This is a genomic window from Mesorhizobium argentiipisi (SeqCode) (genome assembly GCF_037179585.1).
Lineage (GTDB): Bacteria > Pseudomonadota > Alphaproteobacteria > Rhizobiales > Rhizobiaceae > Mesorhizobium > Mesorhizobium argentiipisi.
This window is the reverse complement of sequence record NZ_JAPYKO010000020.1, coordinates 23,920-41,903: the sequence shown is the minus strand read 5'-3', so window position 1 is coordinate 41,903 and position 17,984 is coordinate 23,920. Positions and strand designations below refer to the sequence as shown.

The window sequence follows — 17,984 nt, the reverse complement described above, 5'->3', positions numbered from 1 at the left end:
GGAATCGTCTATGCGGAGTTCCTGCCCGTCGGCATCGGATTGTGCTACCCCAACAAGTGCTTGCCCAGCTTCGCGCATTGCACGCGGATGTCGGGAATGGCGTCGATCTCGAAGAAGGTGCCGCGCGTCAGCGGGCCGACGGCGAGCAGCTTCGACGACACCGTGCCGTCGGCCGCGACCAGCTCGCATTTCGCCGTGACGTCGAGGCCGAGGCGCAGCGGGTCGGGCCGCGCCAGGCCGCGCTCGATCAGCGAGCGCACGACACCGTTCGACGTCCTCGAACTGTCGCGGGCGATGCCCATGCAATCATAGAGGCGGGCGACCTCCAAGGTCTCGACATCCTGCGTGCCGCGCGGCTGGATTTTCACGACGAAGCCATCGTTCGGTTCTATGTCCACCACCCTGCCGGCGACGAGGCGGATGCGGCCTGAGCTGACCGCTTCGGTGACGCGCGCGTAGACTTCCGGCGCCACGCGGTGGCGGTGGATGTCCCACCAGGCCTTGGTGTGCTCGACGAAGCGGCGCTTGGCCGAGGACGGCCAGTTCTGCCAGATCGTCTGGTTGAAGGGGCGCAGGCCGTCGACGACGTCGCGCCAGTCGCCGCCCGCCTTCTGGGTCTCGCGGATCAGGTTGCGGAACCAGCCGACGAAATAGGAAAGCTGGGTGCCGAGCGGGATATCGGCGATATCGAGCTTGATCGGATTGCCCTTGCGATGCGGCGACGGCAGCAGGCCGCGCCGCGACACCGCGACGATGGCGCCGCGATGGCCGCGTTGTTCGAGCGACAGGAAAGCGTCGACCATGCTCAAGCCCGTGCCGAGCAGCAGGACGGCGGCTTGCGGATCGAGCGCGGTATCGGCCTCCGACCCCATGCGGATGGCATGCCCCTGGAAGGCGCCGGGCTGCTCGTCATGGCCGGTGGCCAAAACGGCGAGATGCGCCACGACGCTGGTGCCGTTGGCGAGCGCGACCTCGACGCCCGACGACGTCGGCGAGATCGACAGGCTCTCCTCGCGGATCAGCCTGAGACGCCCGGTCTCGCGCTCGCGCTCCTCGAGGCTCTCGAGCACATCCTGCAGATAGCGGGCGTAAAGGCTGCGCGGCGCATAGAACGGCCCCTGGTCCGGCTTGGCGAGGCCGCGCTCCAGCACCCAGCGCGCGAAATGGGTCGGGTCGTCGGCGTAAGCGCTCATGCCGGAGGCGTTGACGTTGAGCACATGCGCCGAAAGCAGCGTCGAATAGGCCATGCCCTGGCCGAAATGCGGCCGCTTCTCGATCAGCGTGACGCGCAGGTCCGGATTGGGCGACTTCAACAGATGCGCGGCCAGCACGACGCCGCTGGCGCCGCCGCCGACAATGATGATGGAATTGGCGCGTCCAACCATGACTGCTAGCCGAAACGTGACGGAGCGATCAGTGCGCGGCCAACGCCGCGGGCGGCCTCGGCCGCAAGCCACGAACGATCGCCGGAACGGTCTTCAGAGGGTCGCGCATCGTTCTCTCACTCCCAATGTTGATAAGATTACTATACTAAGCAGCCCAGGCACGAAACGGGAGTTCCAATTGCCGCGCCATTTGCGGCATGGATTTGCCGAGATGGGATGATGAGCGGATTTTTCGTTCGACCGGCATCCGGTGGCCTACTACATCCTTCGTCATTCTAGGGTCTGCGCGCGTCGCTTCGCTCCTTGCCCCGCCCTACAATGACGAACGGAGGGACGGCTCCGCCAACCCCAACGGCGACCGAAGGTGCAGCAGGCGTCCTCCCCTCGCTATCCGCGACCGTCCTTTTGCGCCCATTCCGCCGGTACCCGGTGACACTTTTCCAACAATGCGCGCTTCGTTGGAAGGATTTAACTCTACAAACTAAATAGAATTAGCAGACGATAGAAAGGCAATCCGGTTTTCAGGGGTTATGGAGCCTTTCAATGTCAATCCTTTCACGACGCGTTCTGCTTTTCTCGTCGGCGGCGGTTGCCGCCGCCGCCTTGCTCGTTCCGGCCAGCGCCGACGATCTCAAGATCACCATCGGCTACCAGACAGTGGTCGAGCCTTCGAAGGTGCCGCAGGCCGACGGCGCCTATGAAAAGGCGACCAAGGCCGCGATCGACTGGCGCAAGTTCGATTCCGGCGCCGACGTCATCGCCGCGATCGCCTCCGGCTCGGTCGATATCGGCTATGTCGGCTCGAGCCCACTGGCCGCGGCCGCCAGCCGCGAGTTGCCGATCGAGACCATCTTCGTCGTCGGCCTGATCGGCCCGTCGGAAGCGCTGGTCGCTCGCAACGGCTCAGGCATCGAGAAGGTCGCCGACCTCGCCGGCAAGAAGGTTGCCGTGCCGTTCGTCTCGACCACGCATTACAGCCTGCTCGCGGCGCTGAAGCATGAAGGCGTCGACCCGAAGTCGGTGCAAATTCTGAATCTAAGGCCGCCGGAGATCGCCGCCGCCTTCGCGCGCGGCGACATCGACGCGGCCTATGTCTGGGATCCGGCGCTTGGCCAGGTGAAGACGTCCGGCAAGGTGGTGCTGGACTCCTCGCAGGTGGCCGCCTGGGGCGCGCCGACCTTCGACGCCTGGATCGTGCGCACCGATTTTGCCGACAAGCACCCCGAGGCCGTGCGCGACTTCGTCAAGGTGACCGGCAAGGCCTATGCGCAGTTCCTCGCCAAGCCGGAGGCGTGGTCGGTGTCCTCGCCCGAGGCCGGCAAGATCGCTAAGCTCACCGGCGCCAAGCTGGAAGAGGTGCCGGAACTGCTCAAGGGCTATGTCTTCCCGTCGCTCGAAGAGCAGGCTTCGGACAAGTTCCTCGGCGGCGCGACCGTCAAGGCCGTCGCGGCGACGTCCGCCTTCCTCAAGGAGCAGGGCAAGGTCGATGCCGTGCTGCCCGATTATTCGAAATATGTGACGGCGAAGTATGCCAGCGAGGCGCTCGCCTCGAACTGAGCCTTCTCCATGCAATCTCCGGAAGGATGACCGCCTTTCCGGGGAAGCGCGGCGCCTTTTTCCCTGGCCTTGCGCTTGCCTGTCCCGAAGCCGCTTGCGAGACGCGGCTTCGGGGCAGGCGCCCTTTCTCGTTTAACGCAATTCCGGACGCAAGCTACGGCGAAGCCGCCGAACCCAACCGTTTCACACTTTCCTGGAATTGCTTGGCAGCAGAGGCAGAACCCAATGCCGCATCTCACCCTCGATAAGGTCAGCGTCCATTATGACGGCCAGCCGGCGCCGGCGGTCGAGCGCGTTTCGCTCGACGTCGGCAAAAGCGATGCTGACAGGGGCGATTTCGTCGTGCTGGTCGGCCGTTCCGGCTGCGGCAAGACCTCGCTGCTCAACGTCGCCGCCGGCCTGGTCGAGCCCGCGGGCGGTCTGGCCACGGTTGGGGGCCGGCCGATCACCGGGCCCGGGCCGAACCGCGCCGTGGTGTTCCAGAACGATGCTTTGTTCCCCTGGCTGACGGCGCGGGAAAATGTCGCCTTCGCGCTCAGGCTGCGCGGCGTGTCGGCCGACAAGCGGGCGCGCCGTGCCGACGAATTGCTGTCGCTGGTCAAGCTCGGCGATGCCGGCGACAAGCGCATCTGGGAGCTTTCCGGCGGCATGCGCCAGCGCGTCGGCCTTGCCCGCGCTTTAGCCGCCGAACCAGAATTCCTGCTGCTCGACGAGCCGCTCGGCGCGCTCGATGCGCTGACGCGCGAGCGCATGCAGACGACGCTGCTCGATCTCTGGGCCGCAAGCAAGGTAGGCGTGCTGATGGTGACGCACGGCATCGAGGAGGCGCTGGTGCTGGCCACCCGCATCATCGTGCTGGCGCCGGGACCGGGGCACGTCGTGCGGACTTTCGAAACCCATTTCGGCCGCCGCTACGCGGCCGGCGAGCCGATCCGCGCGATCAAGGCGGATCCGACCTTCGCCGCGGCCCGCGCGGAGCTGACCGATGCGATCTTCGAGGGAGAGGCCGCATGAGCGTCGGCGCCTATAGCGAACGCGCGAGAGCGAAGGCCGGCGAGACCGAGGGATTTTCCGTGCCATGGTCGCGGCCACGGCCGAAACGGGCGGCCGTTTCAGCCAGGCTGGTCAGCGCGATCACCATCCTTGTGCTGCTCGCAGCCTGGACGGTGTCGGCCGCGCTGCAGCTGGTCTCGCCGGTTTTCCTGCCCTCGCCGGCGGCTGTCTGGGCCAAGTTCGTCGTCGTCGCCCGCGACGGTTTCGTCGACGCGACGCTGCTCCAGCACGTCGTCGCGTCACTCTGGCGCGTGTTCGCCGCGCTGATCGTGGCGATCCTCGTCGGCGTGCCGGTCGGCCTCGCCATCGGCATCAGCCGGATCGGGCGTGGCGTGTTCGATCCGCTGCTCGAATTCCTGCGGCCGATCCCGCCGCTCGCCTATCTGCCGCTGATCATCATCTGGTTCGGCATCGGCGAGCCGTCGAAGATCCTGGTGATCGCCATCGCCATGCTGGCGCCGGTCGCGCTATCGACTGCCGCCGGCGTGCGCGATGTTTCGCGCGAGCGCGTCGACGCGGCGCGATCGCTCGGCGCCACCCGAGCCCAGGTCATCCGCCATGTGATTCTGCCCAGCGCGCTGCCTTCGATCCTCACCGGCCTGCGCATCGCGCTCGGCGCCGGCTGGTCGACGCTGGTGGCGGCCGAGCTGGTGGCGGCGACGCGCGGGCTCGGCTTCATGATCCAGTCGGCGGCCCAGTTCCTGGTCACCGACGTGGTGGTGATGGGCATTCTGGTGATCGCGATCATCGCTTTTGCCCTGGAATTCGTCATCCGCCGGATCGAGCGGGTCCTTGTGCCCTGGGCGGGGCGGGAATGAACGCAAGCGAAGGAGAAGGTCGATGACCCATTCCACCGCAGTGCTGTTCGCGCATGTCGGCACATGGCTGTTGCGTCTGCCGCCGAGCGACAAGTGCCTGGGGGACGGGCGCCTGGAAGACAAGCACCCGGAAGACAAGCGGCCGCAGGACGAGCCGAAATCGCCGACCCCGGTGCTGTTTGCCGGCGAACGCGATCGCCTGCCGCCGCGTGACGAGAGCTTCTACTGGGCCTGGCAGTACTGGTCGCAATGACCGGGCCGCAAAGCGCTCCTTGTCCCGGGGCGGAGCGCCGCATGGCCACGGAGTCGGTCATGAAAAATGATTCCAGCTTGCGCCACGAACTCGCAACACCGTTCCTCTACTAACTTTATAGATTTACCTAGCCTGATCTCATTCCAACCGGCCCCGCAGCTCGGGCCATCGAAGGAGAGGATCATGTTCAATCTGACGAGACGCGCTTTCAGTATCGGCCTGCTGGCAGCGGCAGCTCTTCCCGCATCCTTGGGGACGACGTGCTTCGGCGCCGCGGCGCAGGAGCTCAAGGCGTTCAACATCGGCTATCAGAAGACCGGCTTGCCTGTAATTGCCCGGCAGCAGCAGATCATCGAAAAGGCGCTGGCCGACAAGGGTGTGGCGGTGAAATGGGTCGAATTCACCGCCGGCCCGCCGCTGGTCGAAGCCTTGAGTGTCGGCGCCATCGATGTCGGCTGGACAGGCGACGCGCCGCCCATCTTCGGCCAGTCGGCCGGTGCCAACATCGTCTATGCGGCGGCGCTGCCCTCCAATGGCGACGGCGAAGCGATCTTCGTCAAGCCGGCCTCGCCGATCCGGTCGCTGGCCGATCTCAAGGGCAAGCGCATCGGCGTCGGCAAGGGCACCAGCGCGCATAATCTCCTGGTCGCGGCGCTGGAGAAGACCGGCATCTCCTTCGACCAGGTCACGCCGGTCTATCTCAGTCCGGCGGACGCGGCGGCCGCTTTCGCCAGCGACCAGATCGACGCCTGGGCGGTGTGGGATCCGTTCTTCGCCATCGCCGAGACCCGCTACCAGCCGCGCGTGCTTGCCCGCTCCAGCGACGTGCTCAAGGTCCTCGCCAACAAGGATTTCGCCAAGGCGCATCCGGATTTCGTCTCGACGACGATCGCCGCGCTTGGCGAGGCGGCGAAATGGGCCGACCAGAACCGCGACAAGGTGGCCGAGGCGTTGCATGAGGTGACCGGCGTTCCGCTCGATGCGCAGACGATCGCCGCCAACCGCTCCAAGTTCGGCATCTACCCGATCACCGACGAGATCGTCGCCGGCCAGCAGGCAACGGCCAACCGCTTCTTCAAGCTTGGGCTGATCCCGAAAGCCGTGCGCATATCCGACGCCGTCTGGACCGCGCCGGGCAACTGAATTCCCTTCACGGCACCGGGCGGCGAACGCCCGGCGCCGCCCCTGTTTTCGACCTTCTTTTCCCGGGTATCAGCCATGACCGCATCATCAAGCCCGCTCGATTTCTTCTGGTTCATCCCCACGCATGGCGACGGAACCTATCTCGGCACCGAGAAGCAGCAGCGTCCGCCAGAATTCGGCTACTTCAAGGAGATCGCGCAGGCGGTCGACAGGCTGGGTTTCCCCGGCGTGCTCTTGCCCACGGGGCAGAACTGCGAAGATTCCTGGATCACCGCCACCGGCCTTGCGACGCTGACCGAAAGGCTGAAATTCCTCGTCGCGCTGAGGCCCGGCGTGACGCTGCCGACCTTCGCGGCGCGCCAGACCGCGGCGCTCGACCGGCTGAGCAACGGCCGCCTGCTGCTCAATGTCGTGGTCGGCGGCAATCCGACCGAGCTTGCCGGCGACGGCGTCTTCCTGCCGCATGACGAACGCTATGCGCAGGCGCAGGAATTCCTCACCATCTGGCGCGGCCTGGTGTCGGGCGAGCGGGTGAATTTCGACGGCAGATATTACCGCGTCGAGAACGGTCGCCTCGATCTCTTGCCGCTGCAGGAGCGGCCGCCGCTTTATTTCGGCGGCTCCTCCGACACCGGTCAGGAGCTCGCGGCCGACCTCGTCGACATGTATCTGACCTGGGGCGAGCCGCCGGCGCAGGTTGCCGGCAAGATAGCCTCGGCGCGCGAGAAGGCGGCGCGGCGCGGCCGCAAGCTGCGTTTCGGCATCAGGCTGCATTTCATCGTGCGCGAGACGGAGGACGAGGCCTGGCGCGCCGCCGAGCGGCTGATCAGCCATGTCACCGACGCGCAGATCGAAAACGCGCAGGCGCGTTTCCTCAAGGAGATGGACTCGGTCGGGCAGCGGCGCATGGCCGAACTGCATGGCGGCCGGCGCGACCGGCTCGTCGTCTCGCCGAATCTGTGGGCCGGCGTCGGACTGGTGCGTGGGGGCGCCGGCACGGCGCTGGTCGGCACGCCGGAGCAGATCGCCGAGCGCATCGGCGAATACCAGGCGATCGGCATCGACACCATCATCGGCTCCGGCTACCCGCATCTCGAGGAAGCCTACCGCGTCGCCGAACTCCTGTTCCCGCGGCTCGGCCTCGGCACGCAGCGGCAGCGGGCGCACAAGGACATCGCCAACGAATTCACCGTCGGCTTCCACGGCGCCGGCCGCCTGCAGGCGGCGTCGTGAGCCTGGCCGCGCGTCTCGCCCGCAACGGCTCGGCCGGCTGGCTGCTGCCGGCGGCAATCATCGCCGGCTGGGAAGCCGCCGCCCGCGCGGGCCAGATCCCGGCCAATGTGCTGCCGGCGCCAAGTGCGGTGGCCGAGGCGTTCTGGCGGCTGACGCTATCGGGCGAACTGATCCGCAACATCGGCGTCTCCACTTTGCGCGCGCTGTCGGGCTTCGCCATCGGCGGCTCGATCGGCTTCGTGCTCGGCCTCGCCAACGGATTGTCGACGCTGAGCCGCGGCCTCACCGACACGACGCTGCAGATGATCCGCAACGTCCCGCATCTGGCGCTGATCCCGCTCGTCATCCTGTGGTTCGGCATCGACGAGGAAGCCAAGCTCTTCCTGGTGGCGCTCGGCGTGTTCTTCCCGATCTACGTCAACACGCTGCTCGGCATCCAGGGCGTCGATCCGCAACTGGTCGAGATGGGCCGGGTCTACGGGCTCGACCGGCGCGCCTTGTTCTTCAGCGTGATCCTGCCCGGCGCGCTGCCCTCGATCTTCGTCGGCCTACGCTATGCGCTGGGCATCATGTGGCTGACCCTGATCGTCGCCGAGACGATCTCGGCCAGTTCCGGCCTCGGCTACATGGCCATGCAGGCGCGCGAGTTCCTTCTGATCGACGTCGTGGTGCTGTCGATCCTGATCTATGCGCTGCTCGGCAAGCTCGCCGACAGCCTGGCCCGCCTGCTCGAGCGCCTGTCGCTCGGCTGGCATCCCGCTTTCCAGAAAGGGTGAGAACACTCATGCCGGCCGCCAGCTTTACCGCCGCACGTTCCCTCGTCCCCATGCCGGCGCATGCGCGGGCGATCGGCTCGGTCGAGGGCCGCCGGGCCTTCGCCTTCAAGGAGGTTGGGAAACGTTTCGGCGACAAGATCGTCCTTGACGGCATCAGCCTCGACGTGCGGGCCGGGCAATTCCTGGCCGTCATCGGCAAAAGCGGCTGCGGCAAGAGCACGCTGCTTCGGCTGCTGGCCGGGCTCGACCGCCCGAGCAGCGGTTCAGTGACCCTCTCGGACGAGGAAGGTCACAGCCGCACGCGCTTCATGTTCCAGGAACCGCGCTTTGCCCTGGACCAGCGTGGTGAAAAACGTCGAGATCGGATTGACCGGCATCGCCGGCGGCGCCGAGCCCAGGCAGCGGGCGCTTGCCATGCTGGACGAGGTCGGGCTCGCCGATCGCGCCGACGAGTGGCCGTCGGTGCTGTCGGGCGGTCAAAAGCAGCGCGTGGCACTTGCCCGCGCCCTGGTCGGCCAGCCGCAGATCCTGGCGCTAGACGAGCCACTCGGCGCGCTGGACGCGCTGACCCGCATCGAGATGCAGCAGCTTCTGGAGCGCATATGGCTCGACCAGAAGTTCACCGCCGTGCTGGTGACGCACGATGTCGGCGAAGCCGTCGCGCTCGCCGACCGCGTCGTGGTGATCAGCGCCGGCAACATCGCTCTCGACCTCGACGTGCCGGTGGCCCGGCCGCGGCGGCACGGTTCGGCGGAGCTTGCCCGGATCGAAGGCGCCATCCTGGACCAACTGTTCGGCCGGGGTTGAGCGCGGCGCCGGCCGTTGGGCCGGCAACCCAAAAATCGCAAGATCAGATGCGCGAGCGGTTCGCCCAGCGCAGCCCGACCAGGCCGACCAGCATGGTGACGAGGCCGATATAGAGCCATTGCGTCTGACCGGTCATGAAGCTGCCCTTGACCAGACCGAGGCCTTGCAGCGACCACAGCACACCGACGGCCAGCACAATCAGCGCCAGCACAAACCTGATCAATCGCATCAGCTAGACCCTCTCCAAAAGTCGATCCTGAATGGCGGCGGGACGCGATGAAAGACGCTGAGGAATCGAAACAGTTCGGTTCCTCTTACTGCAAATCCTGCAGACCGATCTTGCCCGGAACGTCCTGGATGCCGGCCCGATATTCATCAAGAATACGCCTCTCCGGCTTCAGAAATATCATGACAAACTGTTTCGCGGCGACTCCAAACGTGTGCCGTCGCCATGGAACCGCCAGATCAATGTCGCATTTCCCGCCTCATTCGGCACTTAGGCGGGGCTATTCGATCAACGGAGCCTCCCCCAAAGCATGAAGAAAACCAACCGGACCGCGCTTGTCGCGGTAACGATCGCGGCTGGCCTGATGGCTGGCGCCTCGTCCGCCTCCTCCTCCGCCGCCGCACAGTGCGGCCACGCTTCCTGGTACGCGCTGCATTCCAGAACCGCCTCAGGGGAACGCATGAACCCCTCGGCACTGACTGCCGCCCATCGCTCCCTGCCCTTCGGAACCAAGCTCAGGGTCACCAACAAGAACAACGGCCGCAGCGTGGTCGTACGCATCAACGATCGCGGTCCGTTCGTGAGGGGACGCATGCTCGATCTGTCCCGCGGCGCCGCCAGCGAGCTCGGCTTCATCGGTTCGGGCCACACCGCCGTCTGCATGGCGCGCGTCTGATCCGGCTCTGAATCGAAAACGGAGCATGGGCTCGATCGAGTCGCCTCGCGCTTTTTCGGCACCACGCTCTTGCTGTCGCACCACGCTCCAAGGCGAGCCTGCGGGTCCCGGATCGTGGCCGGTGTTCGGCATGAGGGGCCGGACACATATCCTTCACACTTCGGCACTGCACACTGAGCCGGCTCCACCGTTCGAGGCTGATTCTCAACAGGTTAAACCAAAGAAGCATTCGTCAGACAAAATGACGTGTTGCATCGCAACAATATCTTGCTAACCTCGCCGGGAGACATTCAAGGCTCGGCGCGGTTCGTCGTCCTTTTGGTCGTCGGACGGCAGCGGGGTTCGCGATGTTCTACCAGCTCTACGAATTGAACCATGCGGCGCTGCAGCCGGCCCGCCTCTATGCCGACGCGGTGCGGCTCTTCTACTCCAACCCGCTCAATCCGATTTCCCACACACCCTTCGGCCGCTCGGTCGCTGCGACCGCCGAGCTCTTCGAGCGCACCACCCGGCGCTACGGCAAGCCGCAATTCGGCCTCGACAAGACCGTGGTCGACTGGAAAAACGTCGACGTCACGGAAAAGACGGTCTGGTCGAAGCCCTTCTGCAACCTCATCCGTTTCGAGCGCGGGCTGCCCGCCGGCCGCAAGCCCGACCCGAAGCTTTTGATCGTGGCGCCGATGTCGGGCCATTATGCGACGCTGCTGCGCGGCACGGTCGAGGCGATGCTGCCACATGCCGACGTGCACATCACCGACTGGGTCGATGCCCGCATGGTGCCGGTCTCGCAAGGCAGCTTCGATCTCGACGACTATATCGACTATGTCATCGAGATGTTCCACGCGCTCGGCCCCGACACGCATGTGATGGCGGTGTGCCAGCCTTCCGTTCCGGTACTGGCGGCGGTCGCGGTGATGGAGAAGCGCGGCGACCCGTTCGTGCCCTCGACCATGACGCTGATGGGCGGTCCGGTCGACACCCGCCGCAATCCGACCGCGGTCAATCTCCTGGCCGAGGAAAAGGGCAGCGACTGGTTCCGCGACAATGTCATCATGCAGGCGCCGTGGCCGGTGCCGGGTTTCGGCCGCGAGGTCTATCCGGGTTTCCTGCAGCTTTCGGGCTTCATGAGCATGAACCTCGATCGCCATATCATCGCCCACAAGGATTTTTTCATGCACCTTGTGAAGCATGACGGCGACAGCGCCGAGAAGCACCGCGACTTCTACGACGAATATCTGGCGGTGATGGACCTGACGGCGGAATTCTACCTGCAGACGGTCGACACCGTGTTCGTGCGCCACGCTTTGCCGAAAGGCGAGATGACGCATCGCGGCGAGCCGGTCGATCCGAGGGCGATCCGAAACGTCGCGCTTTTGACCATCGAAGGCGAGAACGACGACATTTCCGGACTCGGCCAGACCCAGGCCGCGCATGACCTTTGCGTCAACGTCCCGGCAGACAAAAAAGCGCATTACATGCAGCCGGCCGTCGGCCATTACGGCGTCTTCAACGGCTCGCGCTTCCGCTCGGAGATCGTGCCGCGCATCGTCGACTTCATTTCCAGCTATGGCCGCCAGAACCGGGTTGCGACAAAGCCGAAGCTGGTCCGTTCCGCAAAAGGCTGAACGGCGCAGCTCCTTCGTTCCGCCGCCGCCCGGCGGCTGGCGGTGTTGCGCCCATGTCTCTGTTGCGAAAGTGCCGCTACGGGATCGTGCAAGTAACCATGCCGTCAAACTGGCCGTCGTCTCTAATTGACACGGACTGTAAATCGCCCTTAACGTTTCGTTAATAAAGAACAGGGCGGGGGCAATGACTTCCTCAGCGATGACGCGGATACTGCGCCTATGTGCAGCCGCAGGACTGGCGATCTCTGCGCATTGGGTGGTGCCGGCCTGGGCGGCGGGCGCGATGGCCACGGGCGGCCTAACGTCGCAGCCGATCGGCCACTATGATTTCTGCAAGTCGCATCCGAGCGAATGCAACATCCGCCCCGTCGATCTCGATCCGGCCAGGATGACGGATAGCCTGTGGCGCCGGCTGATCAGCGTGACCGCCAAGGTCAACGCCGCCGTCAAGCCGATGAGCGACCTCGATCACTATGGCAAGGACGAAGTCTGGGCCTATCCGGACGACGGCTATGGCGATTGCGAGGACTATGTGCTGGAAAAGCGGCGCCAGCTCTATCGCATGGGCATGTCGCTGGCGGACCTTTTGATCACCGTCGTGCGCAAGCCCGATGGCGAAGGCCATTCGGTGCTGACAGTGCGCACCGACAAGGGCGACTACGTTCTCGACAATCTGACCGACAAGATCAAAGCCTGGGACGCGACCGGCTACCGCTTCCTCAAGCGCCAGGCGATCGACAACACTGGACGCTGGGTCTCGATCCGCGACGGCCAGCCGGTGCTTGTGGGCTCCGTGCAGTAGGCAGAGCCGAGCGCGCCAACTTCAGTTTCGTCTTTCCAGCAGCGACGAGCGCAGCGACGCGGCGTAGGCCCTAGATGACGAAGAGAGGGCTTCGCTCTCTGGAAAACATTTTCCGCATCTCTCCATGAACCTTTTGCGTCCGGCCGGCGACACACAGCCGTGGACGACAAACCCAACCATGGAGAATTTCAATGACTGCTTTTCTGCGAAACACCTTGCTTGCCGCCATCGCGGTGTCGGCCCTGACCGGATCGGCCCTGGCGGACGAGACCACCAAAAGCTGCGCCAAGACAAATCTCAACGACCTGTGGAGCGGCCGCTGCTGCAGCGTCAGCTCCGCGAACTGCCTTGGCGGCGGAAATGGCCGCGATCATCAGGGCCATCAAGGCAAGGAGGGCCGGGGCAGCACCAATGGCGGCAGCGCCAACGGCACCGGCAAGCTCTGATCTCAAGACTTCAGACAGAGTCGAATCAAGCGCCAGCGGACATGGCGATCCGCTGGCGCCAGACGCCTGAATTATTAACGTCGATCAAGAGCCGCGCGTATCGATGCGCTGAGGCGGCGCAGTTCCGCCTCATCGAGCCTCTCGATGCTCTCGGCCAGCAGATTGGCCAGTTCGGTCGCCGCCGGCGACAGGCCGGACGTGTCGATCCTGACCCTGGGATGCGAGCTTTCCGCGAGCCGGGCGAGATCCTCGGCATCGTCCCAGATGATGTTGAAATAGCCGATGATCTTCTGGATCAGCGTCCAGGTCGGCGCGCCGCGGCGGCCGTGCTCGAGCGCCGACAGATAGGCGGCGCTGACGCCGATGGCTTCGGCCATCGCCTTCTGGCTGACGCCGCGCTCGGCGCGCAGCGCCCTGAGCTTCTCGCCGAACGGGGTCATGTCGGCTGGCTCATTGCCGAACCCTCATGGACGCGTCCGCCGCAGCCGCACATAGAGCGCGCCCGAGCCGCCATGGTTGCGGGCGGCATGATCGTGGCTGGAGACGAGGTGCCGGAAGGCGGGTGTTGACAGCCAGGCCGGCACGGCGCGGCGCAGGATGCCGTCGCCGCCCGAGGACGATCCCTTGCCGGTGATGATCAGCACGTAGCGGATGCCGCCGGCATGCGCGCGTTTAAGAAAGCTGAGCAGCAGCGAATAGGCCTCGTCCTGCGTCATGCCATGCAGGTCGACGCGGCCTTCGATCGGCAACCTGCCTTTCTTCAGCTTGTGCAGCGTCTGGTCGTCGAGCGAGTGCGCCACATGCGGCGTCTTCGGCTTGGCGGCCACGGCCGCAACGCCATTCGCGGCAGGTCGCGGTGGCTCGGGCTTGGGCTCGACGAGGTCGGGGATCTCGACGGCGGTCTTGCCCTTCAGCGGCCGGGCCGAGCGGGCGACCAGGTTCCACAGGATGCGATCGTCGTCGCTGAGATGGTCGTCGCGGCGGCTCACCGGGTCACTCCATCCAGAAGCGTACGCGGCACCAGCGCATAGAAATCGGCCGCGTTGCGGACCACGCCGGCGATCTCGCCGGCAGCGTCGCCCGAGCCGGCGAAGAGATCGCCGCGCGCCGGACCGGTGATGGCCGAGCCGGTGTCCTGCGCGATCATCAGCCGGCGGAACGGTTTTTGGTCGAAAGCGGTGAGGGTCGGCGCATCGATGTAGAACGGCGTGCCAAATGTGTGCAGCAGCCGGTCAACCGCGACCGAGCGGCCGGGCGTCAGCGGCACCTTGGCGGCGGCGATTGGACCAAGCGCGGCGTCGTCGACCGCGGCCTCACGGAAGAAGATGTAAGAGCGGTTCTGCCAGAGGATCTCGTCGACCCGGTCGGGATGGGCCTTGAACCAGGCGCGGATCGATTGCATCGTCACCTTTTCCAGCGGGATCTCGCCGAGATCGCTCAAGATCTTGCCGGGGCCGGTGAAGCGCTGGCCGGACTTGGCGGCGTAGGTGACGCGGGTGAGCCTGCCGTCGGTCATCTTCAGGCGCGCCGCGCCCTGCACATGAATGAAGAAGGCATCGACCTTCTCGGCGAGCCAGGCAATTTCGAGATTTTTGCCGGCGAGCGCGCCGCGCTCGATTTCGCCACGATCGAAATATTCGACCGGAACACCATCCGTCCGGCGGGCGAAGGCCAGATAGGCATCCATGTCGGTCGGCCGGTTGCCGTCGTCTATGTCGATCAGGTCGGCGGGGCGGGACAGCAACGGCACGGTAAACCGCCCGATTCTGACCGGCGCGGCCTCGACCTCAGGCTCATAGAAGCCGGTCACGAGACCCGAACCGTTCTCGGCTTTCACCAGCATCGGCACGAAATGCCGTTCGAAGAAGGATCGCGCCTCGGACCTGCTCGGAGCCGAAACAGCGCGCGCCTCGGCATAGGCAGCGGCAAAGGTGTTGAAGTCGACGCCGAGCGATCCGGTGCGGTAAGGTTTTATCGGCGCGTGGAAGGCCGAGCGGCGAAACGCAGCGAAGGCTGCAGTATGATCATCCCCGCGCCACCCGGGCAGGTCGTCAAAAGATTTTTCGCTGAGTATGGGAGAGAGCGGCACGACCGAGCCCCGCCGCCTGGATCTAGTCTTCTTCTTCGGTGGCGACGAGCTTCCAGTTCGGGTCTCGCGAGCGGGTGTCGCGGGCGAAGGTCCAGACATCCTTGACCTCGGCCACCGTTTCCGGGTCGCCGTCGATGACGGCGCCCGCCTGGTCGCGGGTCGCCGAGATAAGCTCGGAGACGACGCGCAGCGTGATATGCGCTTCCGAGCCCTTCATTTCAGCGGCGACGATGTCGGCCTTGTCGATGCCGACGAAGGAGGACTGGATTTTTTCCGACTTCGCCTCGCGTTCGCCGATGGCAGTGACGAAGCCGTCATAGACTTCGCGCGACAGGAGATTCTTCAGTGTCTTACGGTCGCCGTCGGCATAGGCCATGACGATCATCTCATAGGCCATCTTGGCGCCGTCGACGAAGGTCTTGGGATCGAAGGACGGATCGTTGTCCTTGATCGTGCGCAGGCCCTTGTTGAGGTCGGTATCCGGCTTGGCGAAGGCGTCGATCGCGGCATAGGTCTCGGCCGCGGGTTCGCCCGGCATGCGCTTGCGCGGCAGCGACACGACATTTTCAGGCTTTTGCGCCGCATCGGCCTCGCGCGTGCGACTCGCCGAATAGGGATCGAAGGGCGGGCGCTCGTTTCCGGTGCGACGTCCAAGCACGTTGCGCAGCTGGAAAAAGATCACAACCGCCGCAATCAAAAAGAAAATCGTGCCGAAGTCGAAGAAACCCATAATTTCCGCCAACTCGATCCCTGTCCTTGCCGCACCGGCGTAAACCCCTCGGGGATCGCGGTCGCATAGCGTTCAACACCCAAAGCATATAGAACGGCAGGCGCTATCATTCAAATCAAAGGCAGCCATACCTATCTAAAGGCGCCAAGGCCAGCGGCGATTGTCCGCGAGCGCCGCAAAAGAAGAAAGCGATCGGTCGAGACTTTGCGCATTTCCTTCATCCCGTTGTTCCTGCTCCTGCTGCCGCTGCTGGAGATCGCCGGCTTCGTCGTTGTCGGCCGCGAAATCGGCGCTTTGGCCACGGTCGGGCTGGTCATCCTGTCCAGCGTCGCCGGCAGCCTGCTGCTTCGGCATCAGGGTTTCGGCGTCATGGCGCGGGTGCGGACGGAAATGGATGCCGGGCGCGATCCCAGCCGCCAGCTCGCGCATGGGGCGATGATCGTGCTGGCGGCGATCCTTTTGATCATCCCGGGCTTCATCACCGACATCTTCGCCATTCTTCTCTTGTTGCCGCCGGTGCGCGACTTCGCCTGGCGCCTGCTCAAGAACCGCATCGTCATGGCGACCAGCTTCGGCCGCGGCTTTTCGGCCCGCCGGCGCGACAACGTCATCGACCTCGACGACAGCGACTATTCGCGCGACGATTATCCGAACCGGCCGGACCACAATTCACCCTGGCGGCGACTGAAGAACGATTAGTCTCGGACCTCTCGCCCGACAGGGCGGCAAAACTTGTTTTGTCCGGCCGAGCATGGTAGCGAACCCGCGATTTCAATCCGGTCAGCAATGCTGCCCAGGCAAAAGGACTAAGGCTCATGGCCAGCAACGATGACGCGGCGACCGGCGCCGCCAACGGCAACGGCACCCAGAACCAGCCCTCGCTCAATGTGCTTGCGCAATATGTGAAGGATCTGTCCTTCGAGAGCCCCGGCGCGCCCAACTCGCTGCGCGGCCGCGACAAGGCACCGGGCATCGCCATCAATGTCAATGTCAACGCCAACCCGCTTTCGGACAAGCAGTTCGACGTCAATCTGACGCTGAACGCCAAGGCATCCTTCGACCAGGAAGTGCTGTTCAATGTCGAGCTGGTCTATGGCGGCGTCTTCGCCATTTCGGGCTTTCCGCAGGAGCACATGCTGCCGCTGCTCTTCATCGAATGCCCGCGGCTGCTGTTCCCGTTCGCCCGCCAGATCATCGCCGACGCCACCCGCAATGGCGGCTTCCCGCCGCTGATGCTCGACCCGATCGACTTCGCGCAGATGTTCCAGCAGAGGATCGCCGAAGACCAGGCTGCGGCGAGTAAGGTGCAGGTGAGCTGAGGCGAACCGGCGCCACATCCTATCGAGAGCCCGGCCCCGCGCCGGGCTTTTTTGTTGGAGCTGCTGGCGGGACAGCGCCAGCCTTCGCGATTGGCCGTGACCGTCTTCCCGGTCGTCATTCCAGGGCGGAGCAAGGAGCGGAGCGACGCGCGCAGACCCTGGCATCCATGCCGTTACGCCAAGGCGTTGCTGCGGTTACAGAATTCTGCACCGTTACGCCCTACCGCAGAGGTCACGGCATGGATACTCGGGTTAAGCCCGAGTATGACGACGTCACGGAGGTTTTGGCCAATCTCCAGGGTCAGCGCCAACAGCACCCGCTCAACCCACCGCCACCTTCAGCCACAGCGCCTTTTCGCCGAGCGTCGAAATCAGCCCGGCATGGGCCGTGCGGTCCGCCTCGGTGAGACGTGGAGGCAGGGCGATAGGCCGGGCGCCGATGGAGATGTCGATATCGGCCACCTCGCCGGCGCCGTTCATCTGCACGGCCACGGATTCCAGAACCAGCGCCGCCTGCTTGCCGCCGATGAGCTCGATATAGACCTCGGCCAGCAATTCGGAGTCGAGCAGCGCGCCGTGCTTGGTGCGGCGCGTGTTGTCGATGCCGTAGCGCCGGCAGAGCGCATCGAGCGAGTTCGGGCCCATCGGATGCTTGCGGCGGGCCAAAGCGAGCGTGTCGACGATGCGGCCGGGATCGATGGCCGGATGGTCGAGCCGGCTGTATTCGAGGTTGAGGAAGCCAAGGTCGAAGGTGGCGTTGTGCGCGATCAGCTTGGCGCCATCGGTGAAGGCCAGCCACTCATCGACGATTTCGGCGAAGGTCGGCTTGCCGACCAGGTCGGCGGCGCTGATGCCGTGCACGGCCTGCGCCTCGGCGTGGATGGCGCGCCCTTGCGGATTGATGAATTTGTGGAAGGTGCGGCCGGTCGGAAAACGGTTGACCAGCTCGACGCCGCCGAGCTCGATGATGCGGTCTTCGCGCAAATCGAGGCCGGTGGTTTCCGTATCGAAGATGATTTCACGCATTCGAATCAGTTCGCTTCCCA

At 65.0% G+C, this 17,984-nt stretch carries 20 protein-coding genes and 1 pseudogene; 14 read left to right on the top strand and 7 right to left on the bottom strand.

The window, feature by feature from the left end:
* Positions 1 to 44: 44 nt before the first annotated feature.
* Positions 45 to 1,385, bottom strand: coding sequence for an FAD/NAD(P)-binding protein (locus tag O7A05_RS23990; RefSeq protein WP_337095405.1), 1,341 nt, complete (start codon positions 1,383 to 1,385; stop codon positions 45 to 47).
* 543 nt (positions 1,386 to 1,928) lie between these two features.
* Here O7A05_RS23990 and tauA point away from each other — a divergent pair.
* The 8 genes and pseudogenes from tauA to O7A05_RS23950 all read left to right on the top strand — a co-directional run bounded on the left by tauA (position 1,929) and on the right by O7A05_RS23950 (position 9,025).
* Positions 1,929 to 2,942 (top strand): taurine ABC transporter substrate-binding protein, encoded by a 1,014-nt coding sequence (gene tauA / locus O7A05_RS23985; protein ID WP_337095404.1) that lies wholly within the window; start codon positions 1,929 to 1,931, stop codon positions 2,940 to 2,942.
* A gap of 225 nt (positions 2,943 to 3,167) precedes the next feature.
* The gene (locus O7A05_RS23980) at positions 3,168 to 3,956 is read left to right on the top strand and encodes a taurine ABC transporter ATP-binding protein (RefSeq protein WP_337095403.1); all 789 of its coding nucleotides are present in this window, start codon (positions 3,168 to 3,170) and stop codon (positions 3,954 to 3,956) included.
* Complete coding sequence (locus tag O7A05_RS23975) at positions 3,953 to 4,813, top strand: ABC transporter permease subunit (RefSeq protein ID WP_337095402.1); 861 nt, start codon at positions 3,953 to 3,955, stop codon at positions 4,811 to 4,813. Before O7A05_RS23980 ends, O7A05_RS23975 begins: the two co-directional genes overlap by 4 nt.
* A gap of 22 nt (positions 4,814 to 4,835) precedes the next feature.
* Positions 4,836 to 5,066, top strand: a complete 231-nt coding sequence (locus O7A05_RS23970; protein WP_337095401.1) for a hypothetical protein — start codon at positions 4,836 to 4,838, stop codon at positions 5,064 to 5,066.
* Between the two features lie 183 nt (positions 5,067 to 5,249).
* A complete protein-coding gene (locus O7A05_RS23965; protein ID WP_337095400.1) occupies positions 5,250 to 6,209 on the top strand; it encodes a sulfonate ABC transporter substrate-binding protein in 960 nt (319 codons plus the stop codon).
* Positions 6,210 to 6,284: 75 nt separating this feature from the next.
* Positions 6,285 to 7,442: an FMNH2-dependent alkanesulfonate monooxygenase gene (gene ssuD / locus O7A05_RS23960; protein ID WP_337095399.1), complete on the top strand. Its 1,158-nt coding sequence runs from the start codon at positions 6,285 to 6,287 to the stop codon at positions 7,440 to 7,442.
* On the top strand, positions 7,439 to 8,218 hold the full coding sequence (locus tag O7A05_RS23955; RefSeq protein WP_337095398.1) for an ABC transporter permease subunit: 780 nt from the start codon (positions 7,439 to 7,441) through the stop codon (positions 8,216 to 8,218). The genes ssuD and O7A05_RS23955 overlap by 4 nt, the downstream gene beginning before the upstream one ends.
* Positions 8,219 to 8,226: 8 nt before the next feature.
* Positions 8,227 to 9,025, top strand: a pseudogene (locus tag O7A05_RS23950) (ABC transporter ATP-binding protein).
* 43 nt (positions 9,026 to 9,068) lie between these two features.
* Here O7A05_RS23950 and O7A05_RS23945 read toward each other — a convergent pair.
* Positions 9,069 to 9,254: a hypothetical protein gene (locus O7A05_RS23945; RefSeq protein ID WP_337095397.1), complete on the bottom strand. Its 186-nt coding sequence runs from the start codon at positions 9,252 to 9,254 to the stop codon at positions 9,069 to 9,071.
* Positions 9,255 to 9,561: 307 nt separating this feature from the next.
* Here O7A05_RS23945 and O7A05_RS23940 point away from each other — a divergent pair, with 307 nt between their 5' ends.
* The 4 genes from O7A05_RS23940 to O7A05_RS23925 all read left to right on the top strand — a co-directional run bounded on the left by O7A05_RS23940 (position 9,562) and on the right by O7A05_RS23925 (position 12,800).
* Positions 9,562 to 9,927: a septal ring lytic transglycosylase RlpA family protein gene (locus O7A05_RS23940; RefSeq protein WP_337095396.1), complete on the top strand. Its 366-nt coding sequence runs from the start codon at positions 9,562 to 9,564 to the stop codon at positions 9,925 to 9,927.
* A 347-nt stretch (positions 9,928 to 10,274) separates the two neighbouring features.
* A complete protein-coding gene (locus O7A05_RS23935) occupies positions 10,275 to 11,552 on the top strand; it encodes a polyhydroxyalkanoate depolymerase (protein ID WP_337095395.1) in 1,278 nt (425 codons plus the stop codon).
* A gap of 184 nt (positions 11,553 to 11,736) precedes the next feature.
* On the top strand, positions 11,737 to 12,354 hold the full coding sequence (locus O7A05_RS23930) for a transglutaminase-like cysteine peptidase (protein ID WP_337095394.1): 618 nt from the start codon (positions 11,737 to 11,739) through the stop codon (positions 12,352 to 12,354).
* A gap of 191 nt (positions 12,355 to 12,545) precedes the next feature.
* Positions 12,546 to 12,800, top strand: coding sequence for a hypothetical protein (locus O7A05_RS23925; protein ID WP_224526073.1), 255 nt, complete (start codon positions 12,546 to 12,548; stop codon positions 12,798 to 12,800).
* Between the two features lie 74 nt (positions 12,801 to 12,874).
* On the opposite strand, the gene O7A05_RS23920 is transcribed toward O7A05_RS23925, so the two are convergent.
* Genes O7A05_RS23920 through O7A05_RS23905 form a run of 4 tightly spaced genes read right to left on the bottom strand, consistent with a single transcriptional unit; the run spans position 12,875 to position 15,619 of the window.
* The gene (locus O7A05_RS23920) at positions 12,875 to 13,240 is read right to left on the bottom strand and encodes a helix-turn-helix domain-containing protein (RefSeq protein ID WP_224629840.1); all 366 of its coding nucleotides are present in this window, start codon (positions 13,238 to 13,240) and stop codon (positions 12,875 to 12,877) included.
* 24 nt (positions 13,241 to 13,264) lie between these two features.
* Positions 13,265 to 13,789, bottom strand: a complete 525-nt coding sequence (locus O7A05_RS23915) for a Smr/MutS family protein (RefSeq protein ID WP_337095393.1) — start codon at positions 13,787 to 13,789, stop codon at positions 13,265 to 13,267.
* Positions 13,786 to 14,889 carry a murein transglycosylase A gene (gene mltA / locus O7A05_RS23910; protein ID WP_337095392.1) on the bottom strand — a complete coding sequence of 368 codons (1,104 nt, stop codon included), beginning with the start codon at positions 14,887 to 14,889 and terminating at the stop codon, positions 13,786 to 13,788. The genes O7A05_RS23915 and mltA overlap by 4 nt, the downstream gene beginning before the upstream one ends.
* A gap of 22 nt (positions 14,890 to 14,911) precedes the next feature.
* Positions 14,912 to 15,619 carry a Tim44/TimA family putative adaptor protein gene (locus O7A05_RS23905; RefSeq protein ID WP_337095391.1) on the bottom strand — a complete coding sequence of 236 codons (708 nt, stop codon included), beginning with the start codon at positions 15,617 to 15,619 and terminating at the stop codon, positions 14,912 to 14,914.
* A 204-nt stretch (positions 15,620 to 15,823) separates the two neighbouring features.
* Between O7A05_RS23905 and O7A05_RS23900 the strand changes: the two genes are divergently transcribed.
* Both O7A05_RS23900 and secB read left to right on the top strand, forming a co-directional pair.
* A complete protein-coding gene (locus O7A05_RS23900) occupies positions 15,824 to 16,318 on the top strand; it encodes an FxsA family protein (RefSeq protein WP_224526084.1) in 495 nt (164 codons plus the stop codon).
* Positions 16,319 to 16,434: 116 nt separating this feature from the next.
* On the top strand, positions 16,435 to 16,938 hold the full coding sequence (gene secB, locus O7A05_RS23895) for a protein-export chaperone SecB (protein ID WP_040986315.1): 504 nt from the start codon (positions 16,435 to 16,437) through the stop codon (positions 16,936 to 16,938).
* 321 nt (positions 16,939 to 17,259) lie between these two features.
* On the opposite strand, the gene dnaQ is transcribed toward secB, so the two are convergent.
* A complete protein-coding gene (gene dnaQ, locus O7A05_RS23890; RefSeq protein ID WP_337095390.1) occupies positions 17,260 to 17,964 on the bottom strand; it encodes a DNA polymerase III subunit epsilon in 705 nt (234 codons plus the stop codon).
* Positions 17,965 to 17,984: the final 20 nt, after the last annotated feature.